The sequence below is a fragment of the Glycomyces sp. L485 genome (assembly GCF_022548875.1).
Taxonomy (GTDB): domain Bacteria; phylum Actinomycetota; class Actinomycetes; order Mycobacteriales; family Micromonosporaceae; genus Glycomyces.
The window spans coordinates 29,982-56,474 of record NZ_JAKZEW010000030.1; the positions used below are offsets into that span (position 1 = coordinate 29,982).

Here is a 26,493-nt window from a genome sequence, read left to right on the forward strand (position 1 = left end):
GACGGTGCTCCAAGTGCGATGCGCTACCCGGTACGTTTGATGCCATGCGAATACTCGTCGTGTGCGCGGTGAGCGAGGAGGCGGAGGCCATCGAGGCCGGCCGGTCGCTCCGCCACGAGCTGGACGTCCTAGTGAGCGGCGTCGGACCCGCCGCCGCGGCGGCGGCCACCGCCCGCGCCCTCGCCGAGAACGGCACGATGGGGCGCGCCTACGACGTGGTCGTCAACGCCGGCATCTGCGGGGCCTTCAAGGGTCGCGCGGAGGTCGGCGACGTGCTCATCGGCACCGACTCGGTCGCCGCCGAGCTCGGTGTGGCGCTCCCGCGGCGGTTCCAGCCGATCGACGAGATCGGCTTCGGCACCAACCGGATCGGCTGCAACACCGTGCTGACCGTCGCCATGGAGGGCGTGCGGGGCGAGATCCTGACGCTCGCGTCCATCACCGGTTCGGCCGCTCTGGCCGAGAATCTCGCCGGTCGCCACCCCGAGGCCGTCGGCGAGGCCATGGAGGGCTTCGGGGTGGCGACCGCCGCCCAGCAGGCCGGGCTGCCGTTCGCCGAGATCCGCGCGGTCTCCAACTACGTCGGCGACCGCGACGTCGCGAAATGGGATTGGTCGGGGGCGCTCAAGTCGCTGACCGGCGCGATCCGGGAGCTGTGAGCCGGTGACCGCGATCCGCCTGGCGCACTCCCCGTGCCCGAACGACACCTTCATCCACCACGCGTGGACGGCCGGGCTGCTCGACGCCGCACCCGAGGTGGAGCTCACGTTCGCCGACATCGACATCACCAACACCGCTTGCGCGCGCGGCGATTTCGATGTCGCGAAGGTCTCCTATGCGGCGCTGCCGTACCTCGGCGACCAATGGCGGCTGCTTCCGGCCGGCGGCGCGCTCGGGCGCGGCTGCGGGCCGCTCGTGCTCACGGCCGGGCGGTCCGGCCTCAACGGCGCGACGATCGCCGTGCCGTCGGACCGGTCCACGGCGTTCCTGCTGTTCAACCTGTGGATGGACTCGCTCGGCGGCAGGGACGTCCGGATCGAGGTCGTGCCTTTCGACCAGATCATGCCGGCCGTCCGCTCCGGACGGTTCGACGCCGGGCTGGTCATCCACGAGGCGCGCTTCACCTACCGCGAGTACGGCCTGGAGCGCCTGGTGGACCTCGGCGAGTGGTGGGAGGGGAGCGTCGGTCTCCCGATCCCGCTTGGCGCGATCGTCGCCAAGTCGCACTTGGACGGCGAGGCGATCACCGAGACCATCCGGGCCTCACTCGACCATGCGTGGACGCACCCCGAGGACAGCCGCGACTACATCGCCGAACACGCCCAAGAGATGTCGCCCGAGGTGTGCCGCAAGCACATCGAGCTGTACGTCAACGAGTTCTCGCGGGATCTGGGCGAGGAGGGCCGCGCCGCGGTGGAGCGACTGCTCGGCGGCGCGGCGGCGCTGGGCCTCGTCCCCGAAACCCGGATCGCGCCCCCATGGGACGGACACCCGGACAGCTGATTCCTCCGGCCGCGGCCACGCTAGGCTTGACGGACCTGTCAGTACAACCCAGACGAGAATTTCGAGGTTGAACGGTGCCCAGTGGCCGAGTGAAGTGGTTCGACGCCGAAAAGGGATTCGGCTTCGTCTCCCGCGACGACGGCGGGAAGGACGTGTTCGTCCACCGTGACGCGCTGCCCGAGGGCGTCGAGGAGCTCGCCAAGGGCCAGAAGGTCGAGTACAGCATCATCGACACCCGCCGGGGCGTGCAGGCGATGGGCGTCCACCTGGTCGCCACCCCGCAGGCGGGCCCCGCTGCGGCCGTCGCCGAGAAGCCCAAGCGCTCCCCCGAGGAGCTCAACAGCCTCCTGCAGGACATGATCGGCGTCCTCGAACAGCAGGTCATGCCGCCGCTGTCGCGCGGTAAGCGCCCCGACCGCAAGACCGGCGCGAAGATCGCCGAGATGCTCCGCGCCGTCGCCGACGATCTGGGTTAGCTTGCGAACCGGCGAGCGGCGCCTCCCGCAGTAGGCTTCATCGCGTGACCTCCCAAGCTGATCGTTTGAACGCGCTGCTCGACCGGCTTTCCACGCTTCGGTCGCTGCTGGTCGCCTTCTCCGGCGGCGCCGACTCCGCGTTCCTGCTGGCCGCCGCAGTCCGCACGCTCGGCCCCGAACACGTCGAGGCGGCCACCGCCGTCTCGCCGTCCCTGCCGTCGAGCGAACTCGACCTCGCCCGCGGCTTCGCGGCCGGCCTCGGCGTCGCCCATCACGCCCCCGCCACCGATGAGCTGTCCCGCCAGGGCTACCGGCAGAACGCCGGCGACCGCTGCTTCTTCTGCAAGACCGAGCTCATGAGCGTCCTCGGCCCGCTCGCCGAACGGCTCGGCATCGCGGCCGTAGCCACCGGCACCAACGCCGACGACGTCGTCGCCGGATTCCGGCCCGGCATCCGCGCGGCCTCCGCGGCCGGGGCGATCACACCGCTGGCCGACGCCGGTCTCACCAAGGACCAGATCCGCGCCGTCTCCAGGGAATGGGGCCTGCCGACCTGGGACAAGCCGGCCGCGGCGTGCCTGTCGAGCCGCATCGCCTACGGCGTCGAGGTGACCGCCGAGGGCCTCGACCGAGTGGCGGCCGCCGAGGCGGCGCTGCGCAGCGCGCTCGAGGCGGCGGGCATTCCGGTGCGGAACCTGCGGGTCCGGGATCTGGGCGGCGACACCGCGAAGGTCGAGGTCGACTCCGAGCTGCTGGAGGAGGTGGCCGCGCACGGCGAGGTGCTCGCGGCGGTGGAGGGCTTCGCTCGAGTCCGGCTCGACGAGCATGGGTTCCGGTCGGGCGCGATGAACGAGCTGCTGCCGAACCCCGAGCGGTACCGGTGAACTGGAGTCGATAAGCACCCGGTGAGACGGGCCAGCGGTGATCGTCAGTGGAGGATGAGTCCGAAGCGACCGCCTCACCGGGTCCATAACCCCTCGGGAACCCCTCATTCCCCGAGGACTTCACCGTCCGACATCAGCCTGAGCCTGCCCTGAAGCGTTCCTGTCAATTCCCTGACACTACCGTGTTCGCGGCATAACGGTCAGTGTGAACCTGTTCACCTGTTCGAGGGACGAAACATCCCTAATTGACAGTCGCTACTCTGATCCGGACCGCCCCCTCCCGACCTGTGGCGGCCGCGTCGCTCCCGACCGGTCTCGGAGTCCGTGTAGAACAGTCCTGTGGAACTGTCGGGCTGCTCGAACGCGTACGAGCCGGGATGCTCCAGCGGATGCGGCGTCCCGCTCGAAGCCGCCTGCAATCCGGGTGGGCCGTGCAATGCCTGTTCGAACTCCTGCGGCGGCACCTCCGACCCCGGACCGTGGGCGGCGGCGCTCGCGGGCGCCCTCGGGTTCGCGCGCCTGGGGCCAGAGCGGCTGATGCGGGCGAGCACGAGCCATCGGCGGCTGCCGCGCCTGATCGGGCTGCGCGCCATCGCCGCCTACCGGCGTCTGCTCGCGCCGCGGGTCTCGGTGCGGTGCAGGTACGTGCCGTCCTGCTCGGGGTACGGCTACCGCGCCGTTGCGCGGTACGGGCTGTGGACGGGCGGGCGGCTCGCCGCCGCGCGGGTGCTCCGCTGCCGGCCCGGAGTGACGCCGGGCACGCAAGATCCGGTCCCGAGAGCATGGCCGAACCGCGAGGCGGACCGCTAAAATCCACGCCATGACTGATGCGAAGCCGGCCGAGAGTCCGGGCCAGAAGGACGTCCAGACCCGCAGCCGCCCGGTGAAGCCGGGCCACCTGGAGATCGGCGAATTCACCTCCGGGCACATCGGCGCCACGGCGCCGTTCGGCAACACGGGCTTCCCACTGCCGGTGAAGGACATTCACTACGAGCACGACGAGCCGGCGCCGCCGCGCATCCTCGAGGACGAGCGGCACTAGCGCGCCGCGCCTGCACCGCATTGCAGGCGATCGCGGTCTTCGTCGGTTGACGCCGAGACCCTTGACAGACCGGGAATACTGAGGGGAACTTCGTGATCCCTGGAACCGGGGCGGACGTTCGCGTCCGTCCCGGTTTGTCGCATGGAGTCGTGATCCGGGGCGGTCCCGGCTTCGGTGCCCGGGGCAAAACCCGGATACGATTCGCGTATGACATACCCCCCGCAGGGCCAGCCGGGCGACCCTTACCAGCAGCCGCCTCCCGGCGGTTACGCGCCGGGGCAGGCGGGCCCCGAGTACGGCGTGCAGCCGCCCCAGTACGCGCAGCCGGACACGAGCCAGTCGGGCTACCCCCCACAGCCCGGCTACCCGCCTCAGCCGGGTTATGCGCCGCAGCCGGGCTACCCCGACCAGTTCGGGCAGTACGGCCCACCGCCGGTCCCGCAGCCCGCAAAGGGCGGCGGTGGAACCGCGATCCTCATCGTCGTCGTCCTCATCCTCATGATCGGCGGCGGCGTCGCCGGGTACCTCCTGCTCGGCGACGACCAGGACGCCACCACGACCGCCGGTGACGACACCACCGCCGAGTCGAACGAGGACACCACCGAGCAGGCGCCCTCCGAAGACGACGAGGGCGGGGACGCCCCCGCGCCGGACGGCGAGCACCTGACGGTTTCGTCGCTCGGGGCGCTGACGCCGCTGCCGGGCGATCCGTGGGTCTACGCGGGCGGACCGGGCACGGCCACCGACCTACAGCAGGACGCGGAGGTCTACTCGATCCAGCACACGGACGAATGGATCTCGTTCTTCAGCGTCGGCCTGTTCAGCTCGCCCGACGTCGCCTACGACCCGTCGGACATGGTCGGCAGCGCCGAGGCGGCGATATCGTCGTGGACCGACGAGGACACGGGCGCGTTCGGCGGCGCCGAAGACCTGAGCGTCTCCGACATCGAGTTCACCGAGACCGAGGTCGACGGCCGCCCCGCTGTCCTCGCCGAGGCGCGCGCCTCATGGGAATCGATCGACAGCACCTCGGACGCGTACGAGGACATCGCGATCCTGGTCGTCGACGTCGACGGCGTCAACGCCTTCCTCGGCATCGCCAGCGTCCCCGAGTCGGGCACCGACGCGCGGCAGCAGGCCTTGGACGCGCTGCTGGCCACGAAGTTCGAGGGCGAGTCGGCCTAGAAACCCGTCAGCGCCGCGACGAGCGTCGCGGCGCTGGAGTCCGGGTCCGGCGTATTGCTGTCGAAGCATTTCGGCCCGGCGGCGACCGAGGTCGCCACCGGGCCGGTGGGGCCCGAACGTGTCCTAGAAGGCCTCGTCGGGGAGGTCCATCGCGGTCAGGTCCGCCGCCTCGACGATCTTGCGGTCGGCGGTCAGTCGCGGCAGGACCTCGCGGGAGAAGAACTTCGCCGCGGCGACCTTGCCCCGGTAGAAGTCGTCGTCGGCGCCCCCGTCGAGCTTGGCCTGCGCGATCTCGGCCTGGCGCAGCAGCAGCCACGCGACCATGAGGTCGCCGACCGCCAGCAGCAGGCGCCGCGAGTGCAGCCCGGTCTTGTACAGCTCCCGCGGCTGCCCCTCCGCGGGGCCCATGAGGGCCGGCTGGAATGCCTCGATGATGCCCTGGACGTCGCCGAGCGCGCGCAGGACGCGGGAGCGGGCCTCGGCCAGGTCCTCGTGCCCGTCCTCGATGGACTGCATGATCTCGGAGGCGACGGCCATGAGCGCCTCGCCGTTGTCCTTGACGATCTTGCGGAAGAGGAAGTCGAGGCTCTGGATGGCGGTGGTGCCCTCGTAGAGCGTGTCGATCTTCGCGTCCCGCAGGTACTGCTCCAGCGGGTAGTCCTGGAGGTAGCCCGAGCCGCCGAACGTCTGGAGGGACTCGGAGGCGAGCAGCTCGTACGCCCGCTCGGAGCCGCAGCCCTTGACCAGCGGCAGCAGCAGGTCGTTGACGCGCTTGGCGGTCTCGGCGGCCTCCTCGTCGCCGTCGAGCGTGGCCAGGCGCTCCTTGTCCTGCCAGGACCCGGTGTAGGTGACCAGGGCGCGCAGGCCCTCGGCGTAGCTCTTCTGGAGCAGGAGCGAGCGGCGCACGTCCGGGTGCTGGATGATCGGCACGCGCGGCGCGGTCTTGTCGGCGGACTGGAGCAGGTCGGCGCCCTGGACGCGGCTCTTGGCGTAGTCGAGCGCGTTCAGATAGCCGGTGGAGAGCGTGGCGATGGCCTTGGTGCCCACCATCATCCGGGCGTACTCGATGATGAGGAACATCTGTCGGATGCCCTCGTGCTTCTCGCCCATGAGCCAGCCCTTGGCGGGGGCCTTCTCGCCGAAGGTGAGCTCGGCGGTGGCCGACACCTTCAGGCCCATCTTGTGCTCGATGTTCGTGGCGAGGACGCCGTTGCGCTCCCCGAGTTCACCGGTGGCAGGGTCGAACAGGTACTTCGGGACGACGAACAGGCTCAGCCCCTTGGTGCCGGGCCCCCCGACGCCCTCTTCGCCGACGGGGCGGGCCAGGACGTAGTGGATGATGTTGTCGGTCATGTCCTGGTCGCCCGAGGTGATGAACCGCTTGACGCCCTCGATGTGCCAGGAGCCGTCGGGCTGCTTGTAGGCCTTGGCGCGCCCGGCGCCGACGTCCGAGCCCGCGTCGGGCTCGGTGAGCACCATGGTGGCGCCCCACTGCTTCTCGATGAAGAGCTTCGCCCACTCCTTCTGCTCGTCGGTGCCCTCGATGAACAGGCTGTGCGCGAAGGAGGGCCCGGCCGCGTACATCCACAGTGCCGGGTTGGCGCCGAGCACGAGCTCGGCCATCGCCCACCAGAGCATGCGCGGCGAGGAGGTCCCGCCGAGCGTCTCGGGCAGGTCGAGGCGCCAGTACTCGGAGTCCATGAAGCTGCGGAAGGACTTCTTGAAGGCCTCGGGCAGCGCCACGGAGTGCTTCGCGGCGTCGTAGACGGGCGGGTTGCGGTCGCCTTCGACGTAGCTGGAGGCGAGCTCCTCCTCCGACAGGCGCGCGAGTTCGGTGAGGATCTCGCGCGAGGTGGCGACGTCGAGGTCGCCGAAGGCGTCGTGGTCCAGGATCTTGTCGACTCCGAAGACCTCGAAGAGGTTGAACTCGAGATCGCGAAGATTGTGGCGGAAGTGCGTCATTGCGGGTCCTCCATTACTCGGTGGTAACCCTCATCATATTACTCGTCGGTAAGTACCTCAAGTATTCCGCACGATCCGCCCGACGACCAGCGATTACCCGGAGTGTCGCACCAGGTGTGTAATTTTCCTTGCGGCGCCGTAACCAGCAGGACGGTGCTTCGTTGAACTAGTCGACAGACTGTCTGTGCGACGCCCGACCGCCGACTCCACCGCACGTCCGATCCGGCAACCGAGAGCACCCGTCCCGGGCCCCGGCGTGCCCGAGAAGGCCAACACCGCACGATCCGCAAGGAGCCTCCCGCCATGATCCGAACCGTCGCCGATCGCATCGCTTCGAGAACCCGGCCCGCCTACGTCGGCCGCCACCGCCGCACCAGACCGAGGCTCGCCCGCGTCTTCCGGATCGCCGAATCTCAGGCGGCCTCCGGCCGCCCATGCCTCTAGTCGGCCTCCGGCCGGTAATCGAGCAGGAGCAGCGCGATGTCGTCGGTCAAGGGGCCGCCCACCCAGCGGCGCAGCGCGGTCTCCAGCGAGGCCAGGCCGTCGCCGACGTTCCCGTGGCCGATCAAGGACCACGCCCGGTCGCGGATAGGGAAGAACTCGCCGTCGTTCCTCGCCTCCGCCAAGCCGTCGGTGTACAGGAAGATCCGGTCGCCCGGCTGGAGCCGCACCGTCAGCTCCCGCGCCGACGGGCCCAGGCCCAGCGGCGGCGCCATCGACTCGGGCTCCAGGTACGAGGCCACGCCGCCGCGCACCAGCATCGGCGGCGGATGCCCGCAGTTGACGATCTCCAGCGTCCCGCCGCGCTCCTGCATGAGGATCGCGGTCACGAAGTCCTCCTCGTCGGCGTTGCGCGCCACCGCGTGGTCGAGATCGTTCACCATGCACCGCTGGTCGCTCCGCTCGAACGCGACGTGCCGGTACGAACCGAGCACCGTCGAAGACAGCCGCACCGCGTCCAGGCCCTTGCCCCGAACGTCGCCGATGATGATCCGCACGCCGAACTCGGTGTCGAGGGCCTCGTACAGGTCGCCGCCGATCTCGGCGCCCGACCGGGCCGAGACGTAGCGCGCCGCGATGTCGAACGGCCCCAAGCGGCTGTCGATCGGCCGCAGGATCGCCTGCTGCACCACCGACGCCAGCTGCGTCAACCGCCGCAGCCGGTCGTCGTCGCGCTCGCGCACGACCGCGACCGCCACCGAGATGACGATCGCCGCGCACACCACCAGAAAGTCCATGGTCTGCCCGAGGGCGCTGGAGGCGTCGAATCCGTGCAGGATCCACAGGTACACGAAGGACCCGACCAGGCTCGCACCGCCGACGCCGACTACCCAGCGCCATGTCAGGAACACCGAGGCGACCAACGGCGGCAGCGCCATCCACGGAACGGCGTCCGCCTGGTCGCGCACGGCCGTCTGGAAGGCCACGAGGATCACGATGGTGACGAAGGCGACGATGAACACCGAGCGCGCCGATGGCGAGGACCAGCCGGTCCACTGGTCGGCGCGTCCCATACCGTGCCCCCGTTTCAGCGGAGTGCGCATCTCGGCGAATGCCTCCTTCCTACCGGACGTCCGCGGAACGCCAGAGGCTTTCACGCAAGAACCCATGGGCACCCGCCCATGGGGAAAGCACGGAATTGGCCTCCTGACCGCCCTGACTCTTCGGGATCGCCGCACCTGAATTCGACGGTCGCCGATGTGAAGATCGTAATGGTCCTCGAGCAGCCTCCCGCCGTGGAGGAGGCCGCCGCGCCGATCGCCGGGATATCTGGGCATTCGGACCGTGATAAACGACGAAAAGGACGATTGATAATCGACTGTTCGGCTGATACAGGAAGCCTCCCGCAGTCGACGCCGCCCCGGGCGCCGCCAAATCCATTGCCGAGCCGAAGTGCGCTGTGCCAGTCTTGGGACGTGCAGTTCACCCTTGAGAGATCCCCCTTCACCGGCCCTGTCGCCCAAGAACTCTGCGCCGAAGTCCAAGCCGAGTACGTCCGCCGCTACGGCGACGGCGACACCACCTTCCTCGCGCCCGACGACTTCGATCCACCCGGCGGCGACTTCATCGTCGCCTACGACGCATCAGGCCGGCCGGTCGGATGCGGCGGCTGGCGCACCCGCGGGGAAGGCGACGCCGAGATGAAGCGCCTCTACGTGCGCGAGGCCGCACGACGCCAGGGCCTGGCCAGACTGCTCGTCGCCGCAGTCGAGACCTCCGCCGCCGAGGCCGGGCGCAAACGCCTCGTGCTGGAGACCGGCCCGCGCCAGCCCGAGGCGATCGCCATGTACGAGTCGCTCGGCTACAAGCCCGTCAGCCCGTTCGGCGAATACGCCGAAACCGACGGCTCGCTCCACCTCGGCAGGGAACTGCGCAGCGAAGAACGCTGACTCCGAAAGACCGTTCCGCAATTCATCCATTTTAAACTGTCTAATGGCGAATGCACTAGATGCGTTACTTCCGTGGTATTCACTGAAAAAGCCATTGCGTCCGATATCTTCTGCTAAGGGATGTATTACCGTAAGCTCCTGCACGACGGTCGAAGCGGCCGCCACTTTCGATCCCCCCACCTCGAAAGGACTGTGCGCGTGAGCAACAGCAAGAAGTACCTCACCCGATTCGCGGTCGGCGTCGCCGGCCTCGGTGCCGCGGCGCTGGCGATGACCTCGACCGGCGCCTGGGCCGAAGAGACCTCTTCCGACGGCGACTTCCAGATGCAGATCATCAACGGCCAGCCCGCCGCCGAAGGCCAGTATCCGTGGATGGTGGCCCTGGCCGACGCCTCCGACCTCTCGTACAACTTCTGCGGCGGCTCCCTTGTGGCCGACGACGTCGTCCTCACCGCCGCCCACTGCACCGTCGAACCCGCACCCCCGGACTTCGTGATCCGCCACGGCTCGGTCGACATCGACGCGACCGACGTGTACCAGGTCGCCGACGTCCACACCGCCGACCGATACAACGACTGGACCTTCGCCAACGACTGGGCACTGGTCAAGCTCGCGCAGCCCGTCCCCGGCGCCGAGACGATCGAGCTCACCACCGAGGACCGGGCGGACTGGGGCGTCTTCGAGGTCGCCGGCTGGGGCGTCACGGAGAACGGCTGGGGCTCCGACGAGCTGCGCTTCGTCGAGGTCCCGCACATCTCCGACGCCGACTGCGCCGGCGCCTACGGCTCGGAGTTCGAGGCCGTCTCGATGATCTGCGCGGGCGACCTGGCCAACGGCGGCGTGGACTCGTGTCAGGGCGACTCGGGCGGACCGCTCATCTCGGTCCAGGGAAGCCGGGCCGTCCAGGTCGGCGTCGTCAGCTGGGGCTACGGCTGCGCCGAAGCTGGCAGGCCGGGCGTGTACGCGAACGTCGGCGCTCTCATCGACGACATCAACGCAGTGCTCGACACCTGGTAGGAGTGCCTTCCGGGACCGGGCAGGAGCTCCGGACGGCCCGTGAGGCAAGGCGGGGCCGGGCATGTGTCCGGCCCCGATCTCTTTGCCCGCATCAGGGCACCGGTGCGCCTCCGGCGGCGACTTGTATACTCGTCACGGCTCCGCTCGACGGAGCTCGCGGGTGTAGTTCACTGGTAGAATGCGACCTTCCCAAGGTTGAGAAGCGGGTTCGATTCCCGTCACCCGCTCCAGTACCGAAACGCCTCCGGCACAGCGCCGGGGGCGTTCGTCGTTTCCATCCCCGGCCGGCCCTCGCCGCGGCCGTCCTCGACGTCCCAAGTGTCACGGATTGGCGACCCTCTTCACATACGGCCGTGCCATGGGTAGTATGAGCACATCGAAAATTACCGATATTTGTTCCGGAAGTTTCGGCGTACCTTACCCTCGCTCCGCTCGGGACATGTCGTCGGCACAGTCAACGCCCATCCCTCGAAAGGACGATTCCGATGCGACAACCCCTGAGCCGGCCCCGGGCGCTCGCCGCCGCGGGCGCCGCGGCGGCACTTGCCCTGGCGGCCGCCGGCTGCGGCGACAGCGGCGAAAGCGACGCCGACCTGGTCTGGTGGCACATCCAGAACGAGGACCCGATGAAGTCCACCTGGGAGTCGATGGCCGAGGACTGGGCCGAGGGCTCCGGCCTCACCACCGACGTCCAGGCGGTCGAGGTCGAGGCGTTCAAGGAGCGCATGGGCACCTCCGCGCAGGCGGGCGAGCTCCCCGACCTCTACAACACCTGGGGCGGGGGCGTTCTCGCCGAGCAGGTCGAGGCGGGCCTGGTCCGCGACATCACCGACGACGTCGACTGCCTCGACAAGGTCAACCCCATCAGCCTTGAGGCCTATACGATCGACGACCGCCTCTACGCCGTCCCGTTCGACCAGGGCGTGGTCGGGTTCTGGTACAACATGGACCTGTTCGCCGAGGCCGGCGTCGAGGCGCCCCCTGCCACGTGGGACGAGTTCCTCGACGCGGTCGCCGCCCTCAAGGACGCCGGCATCACCCCGATCGCGCTCGGCGCGGCCGACCAGTGGCCCGTCCACTACTACTGGACGTACCTGGTGATGCGCACCGTCGGCCTGGACGGCCTCGCCGAGGCCGCCGAAGCCGGCGACTTCTCCGGCGACGGCTTCGTCCAGGCAGGTCAGATGCTCGCCGACCTGGCCGCCATGGAGCCCTTCCAGCCCGGCTTCGAATCGGCCGGCTACGGCGCGGTCGACGGCCAGGCCGCCCACATGGGCGAGGGCATCGCCGCCATGGAACTCATGGGCCAGTGGGGACCCGAGGTCCAGCGGCAGGCCTCCGGCACCGACGGCCCCGGCGGCGCGCTCGGGTTCTTCCCGTTCCCCGAGGTCACCGGCGGCGCCGGCGCCACCGCGGAGTTCCTCGGCGGCGGGGGCGGCTTCGCGGCCGGCTCCGAAGCGCCCGACGAGGTCGTCGACTTCATGTGCTACCTGCTCGAAGAGGAGAACCAGGCCAAGGCGGTCGCCGACGGCAACTTCTCGACCGTCGCGGCCGACCCCGACGCCGTCGTGACCGACCCCGACCAGCACATACAGCTCGTCACCGAGGCCATGGCCGCCGCCACCGGCACACAGCTCTATCTCGACCAGGCGTACCCGCCGGCGATCGGAAGCACCATCAACGAGGCCTCCGAGGGCCTCGTGCTCGGCCAGCTGACCGCCGAGGAGTTCGTCGCCATGGTCGATGACGCCTGGGCGGCCGAGGCGTGACCGTCAAGGAGCCGTCCGCGGCTCCCCCCGGCGAGGGACGCCCGGAAGGCCGCCGCGGGGCGTCCCCGCGCCGTCGGCCGGTCGGGCGCCCCGGCGCGGGGACCCTCACCGCGTTCATCGCCCCCGGCCTGCTGCTGTTCCTGCTCTTCGTCCTCTTGCCGGTGGCGTTCGCCGCGTACGTGGCGTTCTTCCGCTGGAACGGCCTCGGCGGCCCGCCCACCGACTTCATCGGGTTCGATAACTTCCGGAACCTGCTCGGGGACGACGTGTTCATGGGCGACATGTGGCGCCTGACGCTCCTCGTCGCCATGTCGATCGGCATCCAACTGCCGATCGCGTTCGGCCTGGCGATGCTCCTGCACCAGCGCTTCCCCGGGCGCACGGTGTTCCGGCTGCTGTTCTTCGTGCCCTACGTGCTCACCGAGGCCGTCACGGCCGTCCTGTTCGGCTTGATCTTCTCGCCCAGGCGCGGCTTCGCCGACTCGATGCTCCAGAGCATCGGCGTCGAGACCCAGGTCGGGTGGCTCTCCGATCGCAGCATCGTCCTGTTCGTCATCTTCGGGATCCTCACCTGGAAGTTCTTCGGCTTCCACATGATCCTGTACCTGGCGGGGCGCCAGAACATCCCCGAGGAGCTCTACGAGGCCGCCGCCATCGACGGCGCCGGCGGCGCGCAGATGTTCCGCAACATCACGCTGCCGCTGATGGGCCCGACCGTGCGCATCACGATCTTCCTGTCCGTCATCGGCACCGTCCAGCTGTTCGACCTGGTGTTCGTCCTCACCGGCGGCGGCCCGTTCCACGCCTCCGAGACTCTCGCGATCACCATGTACGACCAGGGCTTCGGGCGCAACCAGATCGGCTACGCCTCGGCGCTGTCGATCGCCATGTTCGTCATCAGCCTGGTCTTCGCCCTGTTCTACCAGCGCTACGTCCTCAAACGCGACCTCCAGGGCTCGCTGACCACTGCCGGAGGGGGTCGCTCATGAACGTGCGGACGCCGCGCGGGAAGCTCCTGCGCAACACCGGTCTCTACATCGCCGCGTTCGTCACCGCGGCGTTCGTGGCAACGCCGATCCTGTTCGCGCTCCTGGGCGGGTTCAAGGACAACCAGCAGCTGCGGGAGAACGCCCTCGGGCTGCCGAGCCCGTGGAACGCCGAGCACTACACCGACGTGCTCACCTCGGACTCGTTCTGGCGCCAGGTGTTCAACTCGGTGTTCATCGCGCTCGCGACGACGGTCATCGTCGTGGGCTGCGCGGCCATGGTCGCGTTCGTGTTCGCCCGTTTCGCCTTCAGGGGCCGCGAGGCGCTGTTCACGCTGTTCGCGGCGGGCATGATGTTCCCGTTCGCGGTGGCGGTGCTGCCGCTGTTCATCATCCTGCGGACGTTCGAGCTGCTCAACAGCCCGCTGGGGGTGATTCTGCCGCAGGCGGCCTTCGGGCTGCCGCTGACGATCATCATCCTGCGCAGCTTCTTCCGCGCCATTCCCGGCGAAGTCGAGGAGGCCGCCGTCATCGACGGCGCGGGCCCGTGGCTGTTCTTCGTCAAGATCCTGCTGCCGATGGCCCGCCCGGTGCTGGCGACGGTGTCTGTCCTGGCGCTGGTGGGCTCGTGGAACTCCTATCTGCTGCCGCTGGTGGTGCTGAGCAGGCCGACGTGGTGGACACTGCCGCTGGGCGTCACCCAGTTCCAGGGGCAGTACGCCTCGGACACGGCGAAGGTCCTGGCGTTCGTCATGCTCGCCATGCTGCCGGCGCTGATCTTCTACGCCTTCGCCGAGCGCCACCTCATCAGCGGTCTGACCTCGGGCGGCACTAAAGGCTAGGGAGGTGGGAACCGAATGCGCACCGAAGGCGTCGGAGAGTACATGAGACACCCGCTCGCGCCTCTCGGCGCCGCCGTCGTCCTGGCCGCCGGTGCATGCACCTCCGGGCCCGACGCCGACGTCGAGCCGATACCTTGGATTCCGGCCTCGGCCCAGTTGGCGTCGTACGACAACTGCGAGGACGCCCTGGAGGGCATCCACGAGTCCGTACTGGGCACGCTCACCGAGATGCGCCGTACGCAAACCGCGCGCGGACCGATGGGGTTCACCGAGGAGGGGGACGACGCGGCCGCCGCCGGCGAATCGGCCGCCTCCGCCGAGGACGGCGCCTCGGGCGAGACCCACTCCGAGACCAACAACGCGGTCGCCGGGGTCGACGAGCCCGACCTGGTCAAGACCGATGGCCGGTTCATCTACAGCGTCGCCGACGCAGTCCTGCGAGTGGTGGACTCCCGGACCGCCGAAGTCGTCGCCGAGCACGACTACGGGTGGGAGACGTGGAACCACCGGCTGTTCCTCGGCGACGACGAGCTGCTCGTCCTGTACACGCGGGACCGCGCGGTAGGAGGGGACTACCACTCCGAGTTCACCCTCGAACGGCTCGACCCCGAGACCCTCGAGGTGCTCGACGCGTTCGCCCTCGAGGGGTCGATGCTGGACGCGCGTCTGGTGGACGACCAGATCCGGCTCGCTGTGAGCTCGTCGCCGCGCGTCCAGCCGCTGTGGGAGGAGTTCTACTCCGGCGGCGACACCGCAGACCTGCGCGAAGCGGTGCGCTCCACGACGATCGAGGACTGGCTGCCGGACTACAGCGTCAACGGCGACGTGTTCGCCTCGGAGTGCGGTTCCCTCGCCCACCCCGAGCGCTTCGAGGGCGGCTCGACGGTCTCGGTCGCTGCGCTGCCCGCTGACGGCGAATGGTCTGATGTGGACCCCGTGACGGTGATGGCCGACGGCGGAACCGTCCACGGCACCGCCGACAGCCTCTACCTCGCGCACAGCGACTACCGCTGGGACGAGCGGAACACCGAGGTCGAGACCGAGCTCTACCGCTTCGTATTCGAAGGCGGGAAGCCGCGCCTTGCAGGCGAGGCGGCCGTGCCGGGGACGCTGCTCAACCAGTACTCGCTGAGCGAGCACGACGCCCACCTGCGCGTAGCCACCACCGAACACGGCGACAACTGGTGGGGATTCCCCGAAGGCGACTCCTCTTCGAGCGCGGAGCCGGAGCCGTCGAGCTCGACCGTGACCGTCCTCGAAATCGGCGACGACTCGCTGACCGAGGTCGCCTCCATCGGCGACCTGGGAGTCGACGAGCGGATCTACGCGGTCCGGTTCATCGGCGACACCGGCTACGTGGTCACCTTCCGCCAGACCGACCCGCTGTACACACTGGACTTGTCCGACCCGGCGAACCCGGAGGTCACCGGGGAACTCAAGATCACCGGCTACTCCGCCTACCTGCACCCCGTCGGCGACGGCCGGCTCCTCGGCGTCGGCCAGGAGGCCACCGAGCAGGGCATGACGACCGGACTCCAGGTGAGCCTGTTCGACGTCTCCGCCGAAGAGGCGAGCGTGCTCGACCAGTACGAGCGCCCCGGTGCGAACTCGGCGGCCGAATGGGACCCGCACGGATTCCTGTATTGGGAGCCCGAGGGCGTCGTCGTCCTTCCGGTATGGGACTGGGAGGACTACGCGAACACGGGCGCAGTGGTGCTGGAGATCGCCGACGACACCGTCACCGAACGCGCCTGGATCTCCCACCGGCAGCGGCACAACGACGGCGAGGACCACTACGGCAACGCGATCGTTCGTAGCCTGATCATCGGCGACCAGCTGTGGACGCTCTCCGACTCAGGACTCCAGGCGAACGATATCGGCGGCGGATACGGCACCGCCGAATGGATCGCCTGGTAGGGGAAGAAGGAGGGAGCCGCGCCGTTTGTTCGGGTGACGGCGCGGCCCCGTCTTCTCCTGTTTCCTTAAGGCTCTCAACGTCCGAGGTTGCGGAAACGGCGCACGGCCAGCGGCAGGAAGACAAGCGTGAAGATCACCGGCCAGATCAGCGCCGCGGCCACTTCGATCCGCAGCCGAGCAGGCCCGGGCCGAAACCGTCCGTCTCCTCGGACCGGTACCCCGGGCTGCGCACCGTGACCGACGAGGACGCGTGGAGCATCGTCGGGCACGACGTCATGCGCCAAGGCCTCAACGCGCGATGCTCGACGGCCTGGCTCCCCGCATGGAAGCGACGAGGAAGCCTAAGCCCACCTGAAATACCAAGCGCGGGACCTGATCATGTGCTCGGCGAGGTCCTCAAGCGTGGGCACGCCGGAGTCGAGCAGGTCCGGGCAGTAGGCGTAGGCCTCACCCGCGACTCCGAGCGCCTCCTCGGCGCCCGGCGGGTGCGGGACGTACAGCTCCAGCACGTCGTAGGTCATCGCCACGATCTCGGCCTCGAAGCGGTGGTGCCAGCGCTTGAGGATCGCGGCGTGCTCGGCGCCGTACAGCTCCCAGTTCGTCGAGCCCTTCCAGGGGAACATCGCGGGGATCTTCCAGCCGGCGTCGGTCTCGACGAGGCCGAGCAGGCCGTCGCGCTGTGGAGTGGCGAAGTCGGTGTCGCCGCGGCGGGGCAGGATCGGGACGCCGCGGGCCGGCTCGCCGGCCTCGGCGGCCTTGTCGTGCAGGAGCGCTGCGGCGTCGATGTCGGCGGCGCGGCCGAGCTCGTCGTCGCCTTCGTGGACGATCGCCTCGCCGGAGTCGCGCCACTCCTCGGGCGCGCCGAGCAGGACGGGCATCCAGCCGGTGCCCTCGGCGGCTTGGCGGATCTCCAGCCACCAGTGGAGGGCCTCTGAGGAGCGGACGCCGAAAGCCCACATGGTGGTGTCCCGGCGGCGGACGAGCTGGTGCATCTTGGGGACGGCGAGTCCGGCGGCGCGGAGCGCGGCACGGGGGGAGCCGGCGATGTCGAGCGCGTCGGTGTCCTCCTCGCGGGGCATCATCTCGTCGCGGCCGGTGGGGGCCGGGCGCTGCGGCGGCTCGGGTTTGTCCAATGTGAGCAGTTCCCGCTTGGGGCGCTCGGGCACGAAGATGTCGGCGGGACCGGTCTCGGGCTCCGGTTCGGGCTCGGCGCTCGAGGCGGGCTCGTCGCCGGGTTCCGGTTCGGGCTCGAACTCGGGATCGGGGTCGGGCACGGGCACGAGCCTGAGACTCGGCCCGCCGGCAGTTACGGGCGAGATGCTGTCCTCCTCCTGAGATTCCGTGCCGAGCGTCTCGGGGGCGGCATCATCGAGGGCGCCCGAGGAGACCGCTGTCGGTTCGTCGGGCGCCGGCTCGGTCTCGGGCTTGGCTGTCGGTTCCTGTTGGGCGGCGGGATCGGGCACTGAGTCAGGCGTGTCCCGGCGCCCCAACAGACGCTGGAGGAGTCCCACAGTTCTCCATGATGCCCTGTCTGCGTTGGAATCGCCACGGGCACCCCCGGAGTGGAGCCGTGTGAAGCCGCCGATGCTCTCAGCTTCCGTCGCGCAGCTCCTTCAACGTCTCGGCCTTGAACGCGAGCGGTTCGAAGGCGGCGGTGATGCGGGCGCCGAGCTGCCGGTCGGCGTCGGGCGGGGTGCCGAGGAGGGCGGCGGCGTTGCGCACGGCCGTGGCGGGGCCGGCGGAGGCAGCCCTCAGACCGGCGTCGGCCACCTGCCTGGAGGGCGGCTCGAGGCCGCGGTCCCGTTCCAGCCTGAAGGGAATGCCGGGAAGGTCAACACTCATCCAGGGAGCCTACCGCCCGCCTCCGACGGGCCGGGCCCTAGTCTTTGCGGCCCTTCTTGATGAGCATGCCGAACCAGAATGCGGCGAACAGGATGAGCACCAGGACCGCGACGAGTTTGAAGAGGAGCATCATTTCACCTGCAGGAGTTTGGGGCGTTTGGGTTCAACACTATCTCCGCTCGACTTGCCGGTGAGGCGGCGCTTCACCCAGGGGGCGAGGTGCTTGCCGGCCCAGGCTGCCCCGTTCATCTCGCGGCGGACCTTCACGAGGCTCGGGAGCGGCTCCAGCCACTCCTGGTCGGGTTCGACGCCGAGTGCCTCGCACACGTTGACGGCGACGCGGCGGTGGCCGTGGGAGTTGAGGTGGAGGCGGTCCTCGGACCACAGGCGCGCATCGACGAAGGCCTCGTCCTTCCACAGGTCGATGAGGATCGCCTTGTGGCGGGCGGCGACGCGGCGGTAGGCGTCGTTGGTGGCGATGAAGCGCTTGCGCAGCACCTTCATGCCGGGGATGTGGGCGGTGGCGTCGGCGCAGGTGAACAGCACGACTTCGGCTCCGGAGGCCTTGAACAGGCGCACCACTTCGTGGGCGCGGGTGGACAGCCGGGTGGCGTTGAAGCCGGGGCGCAGCGCGTCGTTGGCGCCTGCGGCGAAGGAGACCAGTGCAGGGCTCTGCTTGATCGCGGGTACGACCTGCTCGTCGACGATGCGGTCGAACAGGCGGCCGCGGATGGCGAGGTTGGCGTAGGCGAGGTCGGGCCAGAAGTCGGCCGCCCGGTGGGCGAACAGGTCAGCCCAGCCGCGGAAGCCGTCGCCGTCGGGATCGGGGTCGCCGAGCCCTTCGGTGAAACTGTCGCCGATCGCCATGAAACTCGAGAATTCCGCGGGCACTCCCACTCCCCACCTTCAATCCGCATCGAACGTCTGGACTGCTCCCAACCGGGTGCTGACCAGAATGCCTCACACAGATAACGATCGGGTTTCGATCAAGTGGCGAGCGTGGGTGCAGCGGTCTTCCGCGGATTCCGTCGCCGAGCGCCCGAAGGCGTCGATCTCCTTCGGGCGCTTGGCATCTCGTCCGACTTACGGGTGCTCGGCGTGGACGACGACCTCGCCGGCGGGGACGTCGACAGTCGTCGTGGCGGTCTTGACCTGCGCGTCGTGGTCGAGGTGGTTGATGCAGAACAGCCACGACCGGCCGTCGTCGTGGGAGCGTCGGACGACCTCGACTCCCGCGGGGGCGTGCGCGGCCGGCTCGACGCCCGCGTCGGCGGCCGCGGCCGAGACGATCCGGTCGAGGGTGGCGTCGTCGACGAACGTCGTCAGGTAATGTGCGGCGCCCTCGCCGAAGCGGTTGACCGTCCACGCCGGGGTGCCGTCGAGGTAGGTGTCGCGTACGTCGGCGTCGCGGGCCTCGGCCGCCTCGCTCCAGACCGCGCCCGTGCCGCCGGAGACGAGTCCGACCGTGGAGTCGATGAGCGGGTAGAACTCCTCGGTGCGCACGCCGACGAGGTCGGCGATCGCGCCGGGGTAGCCGCCGAGGTAGACGGTGTCGGTCTCGTCGGCGATCCCCGAGTAGGCGGTGACGAGGACGGTGCCGCCGCCGCGGACGAAGTCCTTGAGGTTCTCGGCGGCCTTCCGCGACATCAGGTAGAGGGCGGGCACGACGACGAGGCGGTAGCCTGTCAGGTCGCCTTCGGGGTGAGCGACGTCGGCGGTGATGCCGGCGCGCCACAGCGCCGCGTAGTAGTCGTTGAAGACCTTCTGTAGGTCGAGGTCGGTCGTCGGCTTCGCCTCGTGCTCCTGGGCCCAAAGGTTCTGGTAGTCCCACAGGATCGCGGCGTCCGCCTCGACGGTGGAGCCTTCGATCTCGGTGAGCTCGCCCAGGCGTGCGCCGAGTTCGCAGACCTCGCGCCAGATCTTGGAGTCGGTGCCGGCGTGCGGGACCATGCCCGAGTGCCACTTCTCGGCGCCCTGCTTCGAGGCCCGCCATTGGAAGAACATGACCGAGTCGGCGCCGCGGGCCAGGTGCGAGAAGGAGTTGCGCAGCAGCTCGCGGGGGGCCTTGGCGCGGTTGCGGCCCTGCCAGTTGACCGCGGAGGTGGAGTGCTCCATGAGGATCCACGGCTTGCCCCCGCCGAGCGACCGGGCGAAGTCGGCGGCGAAGCCGAGGTTGATGTGGCCGGTCGGGCCTTCGAGGTAGTGGTCGGTGGAGACGACGTCGACGGCGCCCGCGAACTCCCACAGGTCGATGTCGGGGTGCGAGCCGGTCATGAAGTTCGTCGTCATCGGCAGGCTCGGGTCGATCGAGCGCAGCAGTTCGGCCTCGGCCTTGTAGAGCTGGAGGAGCTGCCACGACGAGAAGCGCTTGAAGTCGAGGACCTGCCCGGGGTTGGGGATCGTCGGCGTCGGGAGCGGTGCGTAGACCTGGTCCCACGAGGAGTAGGCCTGCGACCAGAACGCGGTGCCCCAGGCGGCGTTGAGCCCTTCGAGGTCGCCGTAGCGCTCACGCAGCCACAGGCGGAACTTCGCGGTCGCGGCCCTCGAGTAGGACCGGGCGTTGTGGCAGCCGTATTCGTTGTGGATGTGCCACAGCTTGACCGCGGGGTGGTCGTGGTAGCGGCGGCCGACCTGTTCGGTGACGGCCAGGGCCTTGGCGAGGTAGACGTCGGAGGAGGGGTCGAAGCCCTGACGGGAGCCGTGCGTGAGCTGACGGCCCCGGGCGTCGACCATGACGGCCTCGGGGTAGGTCGCGGCGAACCACGGCGGCGGGGAGGCGGTGGGGGTGGCCAGGCACGCCTCGACGCCGCTCGCGTGGAGCAGGTCGAGGACCTCGTCGAACCACGCGAAGTCGAAACGGCCCTCCTCGGGCTCGAACTTGGCCCACGAGAAGATGCCCACCGAGACGCGGTTGACGCCGGCCTCGCGCATGAGGCGCATGTCTTCGACCCATGTCTCGCGGGGCCACTGCTCGGGGTTGTAATCGCCGCCGTAGACGATAGCCATGGCCGGTCTCCTTTGCTCAGAGAGGTCGATGCCCGACCAAGGCTACGGCAACCGGTTACCGTGCGCCACCGTCGCGGACGGCTACCGCAGCCATCCGGCCGCGCCCGGCTCGACCCACCAGGTGCGTTTGCGTTTGAGCTCGTCGACCAGGCCGTCGGAGACGAACGTGACGCCGTCGTCGGGGTGGACGGCCACAGCGCGCCCGCGCGCCCGGCGCACCTCGATGCGGACCCGCTTGCGCCAGCGCCCCACGGTCACCGGCACGGCCACGGCGACGTCGATCCTGCCGTCGGCCGGGTCGGGCTCGGCCAGGACCAGGTCGTCGGCCGCGGCGTAGCCGTCCGCGTTGGCGACCACGCAGGCGAGGATCTGCTCCGAGCCGTCGGCCAAGACCGCGTCGTCGAGGTTCACCACGCCGCGCCAAGGGCGGTCGCCGCCGCCGAGGCGCACCCCGTCGAGGCAGACGCCTCCGCCGTCGTGGCGCATCATGTCGGTGCGCAGCACGGTGCCGTTCACCGCGGCCTCGGCGACGTCGGCCGGCGCGGTCGGCAGGCCGAAGCGCTCGACCAGCCCCGGCGCCGTCCCCAGCGGCAGGATCGCCAGCGGCGGCAGGTCGGGGACCGTGCGCCCGGCGGGCAGGTTTTCACCGCGTTCGCTCGGCGCGGGCGCCAAGCACCGCACCATGCGCGCGACCACGGCGTTGACCTGCTCGTCGGTGTCTGCGGCGAGCACGATGCGGGTCTGGGAGTCCTCGACGACAGGGTCGATCTCCTGCGGCGTGGAGGCCTCGACGGTGCGCACCTCCGCGCCGCGCCGCCGCAGCTCGTCGACGAGGTGGAGCGTCTGGGTGCGCGGCCCGGTGTTGGAGCAGTTCGACTCCACGAGAGTCAGCACGACAACGTTCACCTCGCCGACTCTACGGTGTGATGGAGGTCCAACCCATAGCGCGCGGCCCTGGTGAGGCGCGACGCCGGACGGAGCCAGTAGGCTTACGAAGTAATCGGGTGGTCAAGTTCCCGGGAGGGTGGGCAAATGCCAGCGATCGCGGTCGTCGGAACACAGTGGGGCGACGAAGGCAAGGGCAAGGTCACTGACCTGCTCGGCGCGGACATGGACTACGTCGTGCGCTATCAGGGCGGCAACAACGCCGGTCACACGGTCGTGACGCCCGACGGCACGAAGTACGCGATCCACCTGGTCCCGGTCGGGATCCTCACCCCCGGGGTCGTCCCGGTGATCGCCAACGGCGTCGTGGTGGACCCGAAGTTCCTCATCTCCGAGCTCGACGAACTCGCCGCCGGAGGCGTCGACGTCTCGAACCTGAAGCTCTCGGCGGACGCCCACCTGATCATGCCCCACCACCGCGCCCTCGACCGCGTCGTCGAGCGCTACCTCGGCTCCTCCCGGATCGGCACCACCGGCCGCGGCATCGGCCCCACCTACGCCGACAAGGTCGCCCGAATGGGCATTCGCGTCCAGGACCTGCTCGACCCGGGCATCCTCACCGAGAAGCTCGAGGCGATCCTGCGCGAGAAGAACCAGATCCTGGTGAAGGTCTACAACCGCAAGGCGATCGACCCGGCCGCCGTCGCCGAGGAGTACCTGGGCTACGCCGAGCGCCTCAAGCCCTACATCGCCGACACGCGCCTGCTGCTCAACAAAGCCCTCGAAGCGGGCAAGAACGTCCTCCTCGAAGGCGCGCAGGCGACGATGCTCGACGTCGACCACGGGACCTACCCGTTCGTGACGTCCTCGAACCCCACCACCGGCGGCGCGTGCGTCGGCACCGGCATCGCCCCGAGCAAGGTCTCCACCGCGATCGGCATCATCAAGGCCTACACCACGCGTGTCGGCTCGGGCCCGTTCCCCACCGAGCTGCACGACGAGCACGGCGAGTTCCTGCTCAAGCGCGGCGGCGAGTACGGCGTCACCACCGGGCGGCGCCGCCGCTGCGGCTGGTTCGACGCGGTCCTGGGACGCTACGCGGTGCGCGTCAACGGGATCACCGACCTGTTCGTCACCAAGCTCGACGTGCTCTCCGAGGTCAAGCGGGTGCCGATCTGCGTGGGCTACGAGATCGACGGCGAGGTCGTCGAGGACATGCCCATGACGCAGACCGACGTCCACCACGCCAAGCCTGTCTACGAGTACCTCGACGGCTGGTGGGAGGACATCTCCGAGTGCCGCAAGTTCGAGGAGCTCCCGGCGAACGCCCAGGCCTACATCGAGCGTCTCGAAGAGCTGTGCGGCGCCCGGGTGAGCGTCATCGGCGTCGGCCCCGGCCGCGAGGAGAACATCATCCGCCACCCACTGATCTAAATAGACTTGCGAAGGGGCGCCGGCTCGTCCGGCGCCCCTTCGCTTTGCCCGAGTCGCAGCGGTTCGGTTCTACCTATGGCACGCTCAGTGCCGCTATAGTGACGCACATGGACGATTTACGCCATACTCGACCGTCCGGCCCGTGCAACGGGTGATTCCTCCATCCCGTCTCCTGGACGTCCCTGCTGAACACGCCAGCCGTGCCCATGCCCGGCTCCATCAGCATCACGTGGCCGGCTTCCTCCTCACGCAGCGAATGCTCATCAGCAGCCTCACCGCCGGGGCCGAGAAGGGATGAACCGTATGACGATCCGCCTGGGAATCCTCGGCGCCGGCGCCAGAGGCGCCGACGCGTACGGCAGATGGGTGCTCCAGAGACCCGAACGAGCCCGCATCGCGGCCGTCGCCGACCCCGTCCCGCACCGCCGCGAACGCCTCGCCGACGCCGCCGGCGTGGCGAACGCGCACCGGTACCCCGACTGGCGGGACCTGGTGACCGACGCCGACCGGACCGGCCTGGACGCCCTCGTGGTCTCCCTGCCCGACCGGCTCCACGTCGAAGCGGCGATCGCCGCCGCCGAGGCCGGCATCCCGATCCTGCTGGAGAAGCCCGCCGCCACCACCGCCGCCGACCTCGACCGGCTCGCCGCCACAGCCGAGGCGCGCGGAGCCCGCGTCTGGGTCTGCCACGTCATGCGCTACCAGCCGTTCTGGCAGACCCTCAAGCACCTCGTCGAGACCGGCACGATCGGCGGACTCGTGACGATGCGCATCGAGGAGAACATCGGCTTCTGGCACTTCGCGCACTCCTACGTGCGTGGAAACTGGCGCGACACCGCCACCTCGGCCCCGATCGTCCTCGCCAAGACCTCCCACGACCTCGACGCGATCCGGTGGTTCTCCGGGGCCGCCCCGATCAGCATCGCGAGCGTCGGGTCGCTGACGTACTTCCGGCCCGAGCATGCGCCGCCGGGCGCGCCCGAGCACTGCCTCGACGGGTGCCCGGTGGCCGAGGAGTGCCCGTTCTACGCGCCGCGCTACTACGTCGACGCGCTGGCGCACGTCGACGGCTTCCCCGTCTCACTGCTCGGCGAGGACACCTCCGCCGAGGGCCGCATGGAGGCGCTGCGGCGCGGCCCGTACGGACGATGCGTCTTCCGCTCGGACAACGACGCCCCCGACCACCAGCAGACCACGATGGACTTCGCCGACGGCATGACCGCGACCTTGTCGACCTCGGCGTTCACCGGACAGAACACGCGCACTGTGCGCCTGACCGGAACACGCGGGGAGATCGCCGGGAACCTCCGCACCGGGCAGGTCGAGGTCGACCTGTTCTCGCCCCGAGCGTCCCTACCCGAGTCCGCGCTGACGCGCGTCGTCGGACAGAGCACGCGGCAGCCTCTGGGACACAAGGTGTTCGAGCTGTACTCCGGACCGGTGAACGCAGTCGGCGAGCCGGACCACCGGGGGCACTCGGGCGGCGACGACGCGCTCATGGACGCGTTCGTGACGTCCCTGGCCGGGGGCGGCGAGCCGTCCACCACGTTGAAGGCGTCGCTGGACAGTCACCGGATGGCGTTCGCCGCCGAACGCTCGCGCCTCGAAAGGCGCACCGTTCGCCTGGAGGCGGCATGACCTGGTGGCGGGACGCGGCGATCTACCAGGTGTACCTGCGCAGCTTCGCCGACGGGAACGGCGACGGCGTCGGCGACCTCGCCGGGCTGCGCTCCCGGCTGCCGTACCTGCGGGACCTCGGCGTCGACGCCCTGTGGATCACGCCGTGGTACGCCTCGCCGATGGCCGACGGCGGCTACGACGTGGCCGACTATCGCGCGATCGACCCGGTGTTCGGCAGCCTCGCCGAGGCCGAGGCGCTCATCGCCGACGCGCACGGGCACGGCCTGAAAGTCATCATCGACATCGTCCCGAACCACACCTCCGACGAGCACCCGTGGTTCCAGGCCGCGCTGCGCGCCGGCCGCGGCTCGCCCGAGCGGCGGCGATACCACTTCCGGGACGAGCCGAACAACTGGCCGTCCCGGTTCGGCGGTCCGGCGTGGACCCCAGTGGCGGACGGCCAGTGGTACCTGCACCTGTTCGACGCGAAGCAACCGGACCTGAACTGGGAGAACCCCGAGGTCAACGCCGAGTTCGAGTCGGTCCTGCGGTTCTGGCTGGACCGGGGCGTCGACGGCTTCCGCATCGACGTGGCCGACCGGCTCGTCAAGGCCGCGGGGCTCCCCGACATCCCCGGCGCCGCTGCACCCTCGTATATGGACCGCGGTGGCGGGCAACCCGACAAGGACCGGCCCGAGGTCCACGAGATCTACCGGGCCTGGCGACTGCTGCTCAGCGAGTACGAGCCGGAGCGGACGTTCGTCGGCGAGATGTGGGTGCGGGACGCCGAGCGCTTCGCACTCTACCTGCGGCCCGACGAGCTGCACACGGCGTTCAACTTCGCGTTTCTCAAGTGCGCTTGGGAAGCCGAAGCGCTGCGCGACGTCATCGACCGGACCGTCGAGACACACCACCGGGTGGCGGCGCCGCCGACGTGGGTCCTGTCGAACCACGATGTGACCAGGCACGTGACCCGCTACGGCCGGAACGACACCCGCTTCACCAGACGCCGCCACGACCTACCGAGCGACCTCGCGCTCGGCACCAGGAGGGCGAGGGCGGCGGCACTGCTGTCGATGGCGCTGCCGGGCAACGTCTACGTCTACCAGGGGGACGAGCTTGGCCTGCCCGAGGTGTTCGATCTGCCGGCCGAGATGCGTCAAGACCCGGTGTTCAAGCGCACCAACGGCAAGGACCTGGGGCGGGACGGATGCCGAGTGCCGCTGCCGTGGTCGGGTGGGGAGCCGCCGTTCGGCTTCGGCGAGGACGGTTCGTGGCTGCCGCAGCCAGCCGAATGGCACAGGCTGAGCGTGGAGAGCCAGGCGGCCGACGCCGACTCGATGCTCTCGCTGTACCGACTTGCGCTGCGCGTACGCCGAGCCGAACCGGCCCTGGGCGACGGGAGGATGCGCTGGCTGGAGAGCTCCGAAGGGGTGCTGGCGTTCATGCGCCCGCCGGGCTTCGTCTGCGTGGTGAACTTGGCCGAGGAGCCGATCGACCTCCCGCCGGGAACACCGCTAGTGGCCAGTATGGCGCTAGAGGACGGACGGCTGCCTCCGGACGCGACAATCTGGCTGCGCCGTTCGGTTTAGACGCGCTGCCGCTGAGTTCCGGGCTTCAGCTGGAGCGCCCCGGTGAGGCCGGAAATGGCCCTTCGGGCGCTGGCGGCATCTTTCACGTGGATGGTCGATCTGCGCCAAGGGCGGCAGCGACTGTCAGGATGGTAGTGCTGG

The 26,493-nt window shown here is 69.6% G+C and carries 25 protein-coding genes and 1 tRNA gene; 18 read left to right on the plus strand and 8 right to left on the minus strand.

Annotation, left to right across the window (positions count from 1 at the left end; translation table 11 throughout):
* Positions 1-44: 44 nt before the first annotated feature.
* From mqnB to L0U85_RS14635, 7 genes are all read left to right on the plus strand, one after another.
* The gene (mqnB, locus tag L0U85_RS14605) at positions 45-659 is read left to right on the plus strand and encodes a futalosine hydrolase (protein WP_241378497.1); all 615 of its coding nucleotides are present in this window, start codon (positions 45-47) and stop codon (positions 657-659) included.
* A 13-nt stretch (positions 660-672) separates the two neighbouring features.
* Positions 673-1,503 (plus strand): 1,4-dihydroxy-6-naphthoate synthase, encoded by an 831-nt coding sequence (locus L0U85_RS14610; RefSeq protein WP_347177449.1) that lies wholly within the window; start codon positions 673-675, stop codon positions 1,501-1,503.
* 74 nt (positions 1,504-1,577) lie between these two features.
* A complete protein-coding gene (locus L0U85_RS21385; protein WP_347177448.1) occupies positions 1,578-1,979 on the plus strand; it encodes a cold shock domain-containing protein in 402 nt (133 codons plus the stop codon).
* A 44-nt stretch (positions 1,980-2,023) separates the two neighbouring features.
* A complete protein-coding gene (larE, locus tag L0U85_RS14620; protein ID WP_241378499.1) occupies positions 2,024-2,863 on the plus strand; it encodes an ATP-dependent sacrificial sulfur transferase LarE in 840 nt (279 codons plus the stop codon).
* A gap of 339 nt (positions 2,864-3,202) precedes the next feature.
* Complete coding sequence (gene yidD / locus L0U85_RS14625; protein ID WP_241378500.1) at positions 3,203-3,673, plus strand: membrane protein insertion efficiency factor YidD; 471 nt, start codon at positions 3,203-3,205, stop codon at positions 3,671-3,673.
* 10 nt (positions 3,674-3,683) lie between these two features.
* Positions 3,684-3,905 (plus strand): hypothetical protein, encoded by a 222-nt coding sequence (locus tag L0U85_RS14630; protein WP_241378501.1) that lies wholly within the window; start codon positions 3,684-3,686, stop codon positions 3,903-3,905.
* A 207-nt stretch (positions 3,906-4,112) separates the two neighbouring features.
* Entirely contained in the window at positions 4,113-5,090 is a 978-nt protein-coding gene (locus L0U85_RS14635; protein WP_241378521.1) for a hypothetical protein, read from the plus strand.
* Positions 5,091-5,213: 123 nt separating this feature from the next.
* Here the strand turns inward: L0U85_RS14635 and L0U85_RS14640 are convergent, their stop codons facing one another.
* The gene (locus L0U85_RS14640) at positions 5,214-7,052 is read right to left on the minus strand and encodes an acyl-CoA dehydrogenase (RefSeq protein ID WP_241378502.1); all 1,839 of its coding nucleotides are present in this window, start codon (positions 7,050-7,052) and stop codon (positions 5,214-5,216) included.
* Positions 7,053-7,355: 303 nt separating this feature from the next.
* Between L0U85_RS14640 and L0U85_RS14645 the strand changes: the two genes are divergently transcribed.
* Positions 7,356-7,496 carry a hypothetical protein gene (locus L0U85_RS14645; RefSeq protein ID WP_241378503.1) on the plus strand — a complete coding sequence of 47 codons (141 nt, stop codon included), beginning with the start codon at positions 7,356-7,358 and terminating at the stop codon, positions 7,494-7,496.
* Here L0U85_RS14645 and L0U85_RS14650 read toward each other — a convergent pair.
* Entirely contained in the window at positions 7,493-8,596 is a 1,104-nt protein-coding gene (locus tag L0U85_RS14650) for a PP2C family protein-serine/threonine phosphatase (protein ID WP_241378504.1), read from the minus strand. The two genes, L0U85_RS14645 and L0U85_RS14650, sit on opposite strands and share 4 nt — an antisense overlap.
* A 372-nt stretch (positions 8,597-8,968) precedes the next feature.
* On the opposite strand from L0U85_RS14650, the gene L0U85_RS14655 reads away from it, so the two are divergent.
* The 7 genes from L0U85_RS14655 to L0U85_RS14685 all read left to right on the plus strand — a co-directional run bounded on the left by L0U85_RS14655 (position 8,969) and on the right by L0U85_RS14685 (position 15,973).
* On the plus strand, positions 8,969-9,442 hold the full coding sequence (locus L0U85_RS14655) for a GNAT family N-acetyltransferase (RefSeq protein WP_241378505.1): 474 nt from the start codon (positions 8,969-8,971) through the stop codon (positions 9,440-9,442).
* A 198-nt stretch (positions 9,443-9,640) separates the two neighbouring features.
* Positions 9,641-10,459, plus strand: a complete 819-nt coding sequence (locus L0U85_RS14660; protein ID WP_241378506.1) for a serine protease — start codon at positions 9,641-9,643, stop codon at positions 10,457-10,459.
* A gap of 156 nt (positions 10,460-10,615) precedes the next feature.
* A tRNA-Gly gene (locus tag L0U85_RS14665) sits at positions 10,616-10,689 on the plus strand.
* A 255-nt stretch (positions 10,690-10,944) separates the two neighbouring features.
* Positions 10,945-12,228 (plus strand): extracellular solute-binding protein, encoded by a 1,284-nt coding sequence (locus L0U85_RS14670; protein WP_241378507.1) that lies wholly within the window; start codon positions 10,945-10,947, stop codon positions 12,226-12,228.
* Entirely contained in the window at positions 12,225-13,217 is a 993-nt protein-coding gene (locus tag L0U85_RS14675) for a sugar ABC transporter permease (protein ID WP_241378508.1), read from the plus strand. Before L0U85_RS14670 ends, L0U85_RS14675 begins: the two co-directional genes overlap by 4 nt.
* Positions 13,214-14,056, plus strand: a complete 843-nt coding sequence (locus L0U85_RS14680) for a carbohydrate ABC transporter permease (RefSeq protein WP_241378509.1) — start codon at positions 13,214-13,216, stop codon at positions 14,054-14,056. Before L0U85_RS14675 ends, L0U85_RS14680 begins: the two co-directional genes overlap by 4 nt.
* A 42-nt stretch (positions 14,057-14,098) precedes the next feature.
* Positions 14,099-15,973 carry a beta-propeller domain-containing protein gene (locus tag L0U85_RS14685; protein ID WP_241378510.1) on the plus strand — a complete coding sequence of 625 codons (1,875 nt, stop codon included), beginning with the start codon at positions 14,099-14,101 and terminating at the stop codon, positions 15,971-15,973.
* A gap of 74 nt (positions 15,974-16,047) precedes the next feature.
* Here L0U85_RS14685 and L0U85_RS14690 read toward each other — a convergent pair whose 3' ends face one another.
* The 6 genes from L0U85_RS14690 to L0U85_RS14715 form a co-directional block, all read right to left on the minus strand.
* Positions 16,048-16,257 (minus strand): hypothetical protein, encoded by a 210-nt coding sequence (locus tag L0U85_RS14690; RefSeq protein ID WP_241378511.1) that lies wholly within the window; start codon positions 16,255-16,257, stop codon positions 16,048-16,050.
* Between the two features lie 57 nt (positions 16,258-16,314).
* Positions 16,315-17,436 (minus strand): DUF4253 domain-containing protein, encoded by a 1,122-nt coding sequence (locus tag L0U85_RS21390; RefSeq protein WP_241378512.1) that lies wholly within the window; start codon positions 17,434-17,436, stop codon positions 16,315-16,317.
* A 127-nt stretch (positions 17,437-17,563) separates the two neighbouring features.
* A complete protein-coding gene (locus L0U85_RS14700; protein WP_241378513.1) occupies positions 17,564-17,815 on the minus strand; it encodes a hypothetical protein in 252 nt (83 codons plus the stop codon).
* A 129-nt stretch (positions 17,816-17,944) separates the two neighbouring features.
* On the minus strand, positions 17,945-18,682 hold the full coding sequence (locus tag L0U85_RS14705; protein ID WP_241378514.1) for an SGNH/GDSL hydrolase family protein: 738 nt from the start codon (positions 18,680-18,682) through the stop codon (positions 17,945-17,947).
* Positions 18,683-18,898: 216 nt separating this feature from the next.
* Complete coding sequence (locus L0U85_RS14710) at positions 18,899-20,821, minus strand: beta-galactosidase (RefSeq protein WP_241378515.1); 1,923 nt, start codon at positions 20,819-20,821, stop codon at positions 18,899-18,901.
* A gap of 81 nt (positions 20,822-20,902) precedes the next feature.
* Positions 20,903-21,727 carry an acylglycerol kinase family protein gene (locus L0U85_RS14715; RefSeq protein WP_241378516.1) on the minus strand — a complete coding sequence of 275 codons (825 nt, stop codon included), beginning with the start codon at positions 21,725-21,727 and terminating at the stop codon, positions 20,903-20,905.
* 126 nt (positions 21,728-21,853) lie between these two features.
* Between L0U85_RS14715 and L0U85_RS14720 the strand changes: the two genes are divergently transcribed.
* The 3 genes from L0U85_RS14720 (at position 21,854) to L0U85_RS14730 (ending at position 26,352) form a co-directional block, all read left to right on the plus strand.
* Entirely contained in the window at positions 21,854-23,140 is a 1,287-nt protein-coding gene (locus L0U85_RS14720) for an adenylosuccinate synthase (RefSeq protein ID WP_241378517.1), read from the plus strand.
* 303 nt (positions 23,141-23,443) lie between these two features.
* Positions 23,444-24,778, plus strand: a complete 1,335-nt coding sequence (locus L0U85_RS14725) for a Gfo/Idh/MocA family oxidoreductase (protein ID WP_241378518.1) — start codon at positions 23,444-23,446, stop codon at positions 24,776-24,778.
* Positions 24,775-26,352, plus strand: coding sequence for an alpha-amylase family glycosyl hydrolase (locus L0U85_RS14730; RefSeq protein ID WP_241378519.1), 1,578 nt, complete (start codon positions 24,775-24,777; stop codon positions 26,350-26,352). The genes L0U85_RS14725 and L0U85_RS14730 overlap by 4 nt, the downstream gene beginning before the upstream one ends.
* The last annotated feature ends 141 nt before the right edge of the window (positions 26,353-26,493 follow it).

Bases quoted from the DNA above. Each gene is read 5' to 3' on its own strand.
- mqnB (WP_241378497.1), top strand. From the start codon at position 45: ATGCGAATACTCGTCGTGTGCGCGGTGAGCGAGGAGGCGGAGGCCATC.
- L0U85_RS14630 (WP_241378501.1), top strand. From the start codon at position 3,684: ATGACTGATGCGAAGCCGGCCGAGAGTCCGGGCCAGAAGGACGTCCAG.
- L0U85_RS14635 (WP_241378521.1), top strand. From the start codon at position 4,113: ATGACATACCCCCCGCAGGGCCAGCCGGGCGACCCTTACCAGCAGCCG.
- L0U85_RS14640 (WP_241378502.1), bottom strand. From the start codon at position 7,052: ATGACGCACTTCCGCCACAATCTTCGCGATCTCGAGTTCAACCTCTTC.
- L0U85_RS14645 (WP_241378503.1), top strand. From the start codon at position 7,356: ATGATCCGAACCGTCGCCGATCGCATCGCTTCGAGAACCCGGCCCGCC.
- L0U85_RS14650 (WP_241378504.1), bottom strand. From the start codon at position 8,596: ATGCGCACTCCGCTGAAACGGGGGCACGGTATGGGACGCGCCGACCAG.
- L0U85_RS14670 (WP_241378507.1), top strand. From the start codon at position 10,945: ATGCGACAACCCCTGAGCCGGCCCCGGGCGCTCGCCGCCGCGGGCGCC.
- L0U85_RS14680 (WP_241378509.1), top strand. From the start codon at position 13,214: ATGAACGTGCGGACGCCGCGCGGGAAGCTCCTGCGCAACACCGGTCTC.
- L0U85_RS14685 (WP_241378510.1), top strand. From the start codon at position 14,099: ATGAGACACCCGCTCGCGCCTCTCGGCGCCGCCGTCGTCCTGGCCGCC.
- L0U85_RS14700 (WP_241378513.1), bottom strand. From the start codon at position 17,815: ATGAGTGTTGACCTTCCCGGCATTCCCTTCAGGCTGGAACGGGACCGC.
- L0U85_RS14705 (WP_241378514.1), bottom strand. From the start codon at position 18,682: ATGGCGATCGGCGACAGTTTCACCGAAGGGCTCGGCGACCCCGATCCC.
- L0U85_RS14710 (WP_241378515.1), bottom strand. From the start codon at position 20,821: ATGGCTATCGTCTACGGCGGCGATTACAACCCCGAGCAGTGGCCCCGC.
- L0U85_RS14720 (WP_241378517.1), top strand. From the start codon at position 21,854: ATGCCAGCGATCGCGGTCGTCGGAACACAGTGGGGCGACGAAGGCAAG.
- L0U85_RS14725 (WP_241378518.1), top strand. From the start codon at position 23,444: ATGACGATCCGCCTGGGAATCCTCGGCGCCGGCGCCAGAGGCGCCGAC.
- L0U85_RS14730 (WP_241378519.1), top strand. From the start codon at position 24,775: ATGACCTGGTGGCGGGACGCGGCGATCTACCAGGTGTACCTGCGCAGC.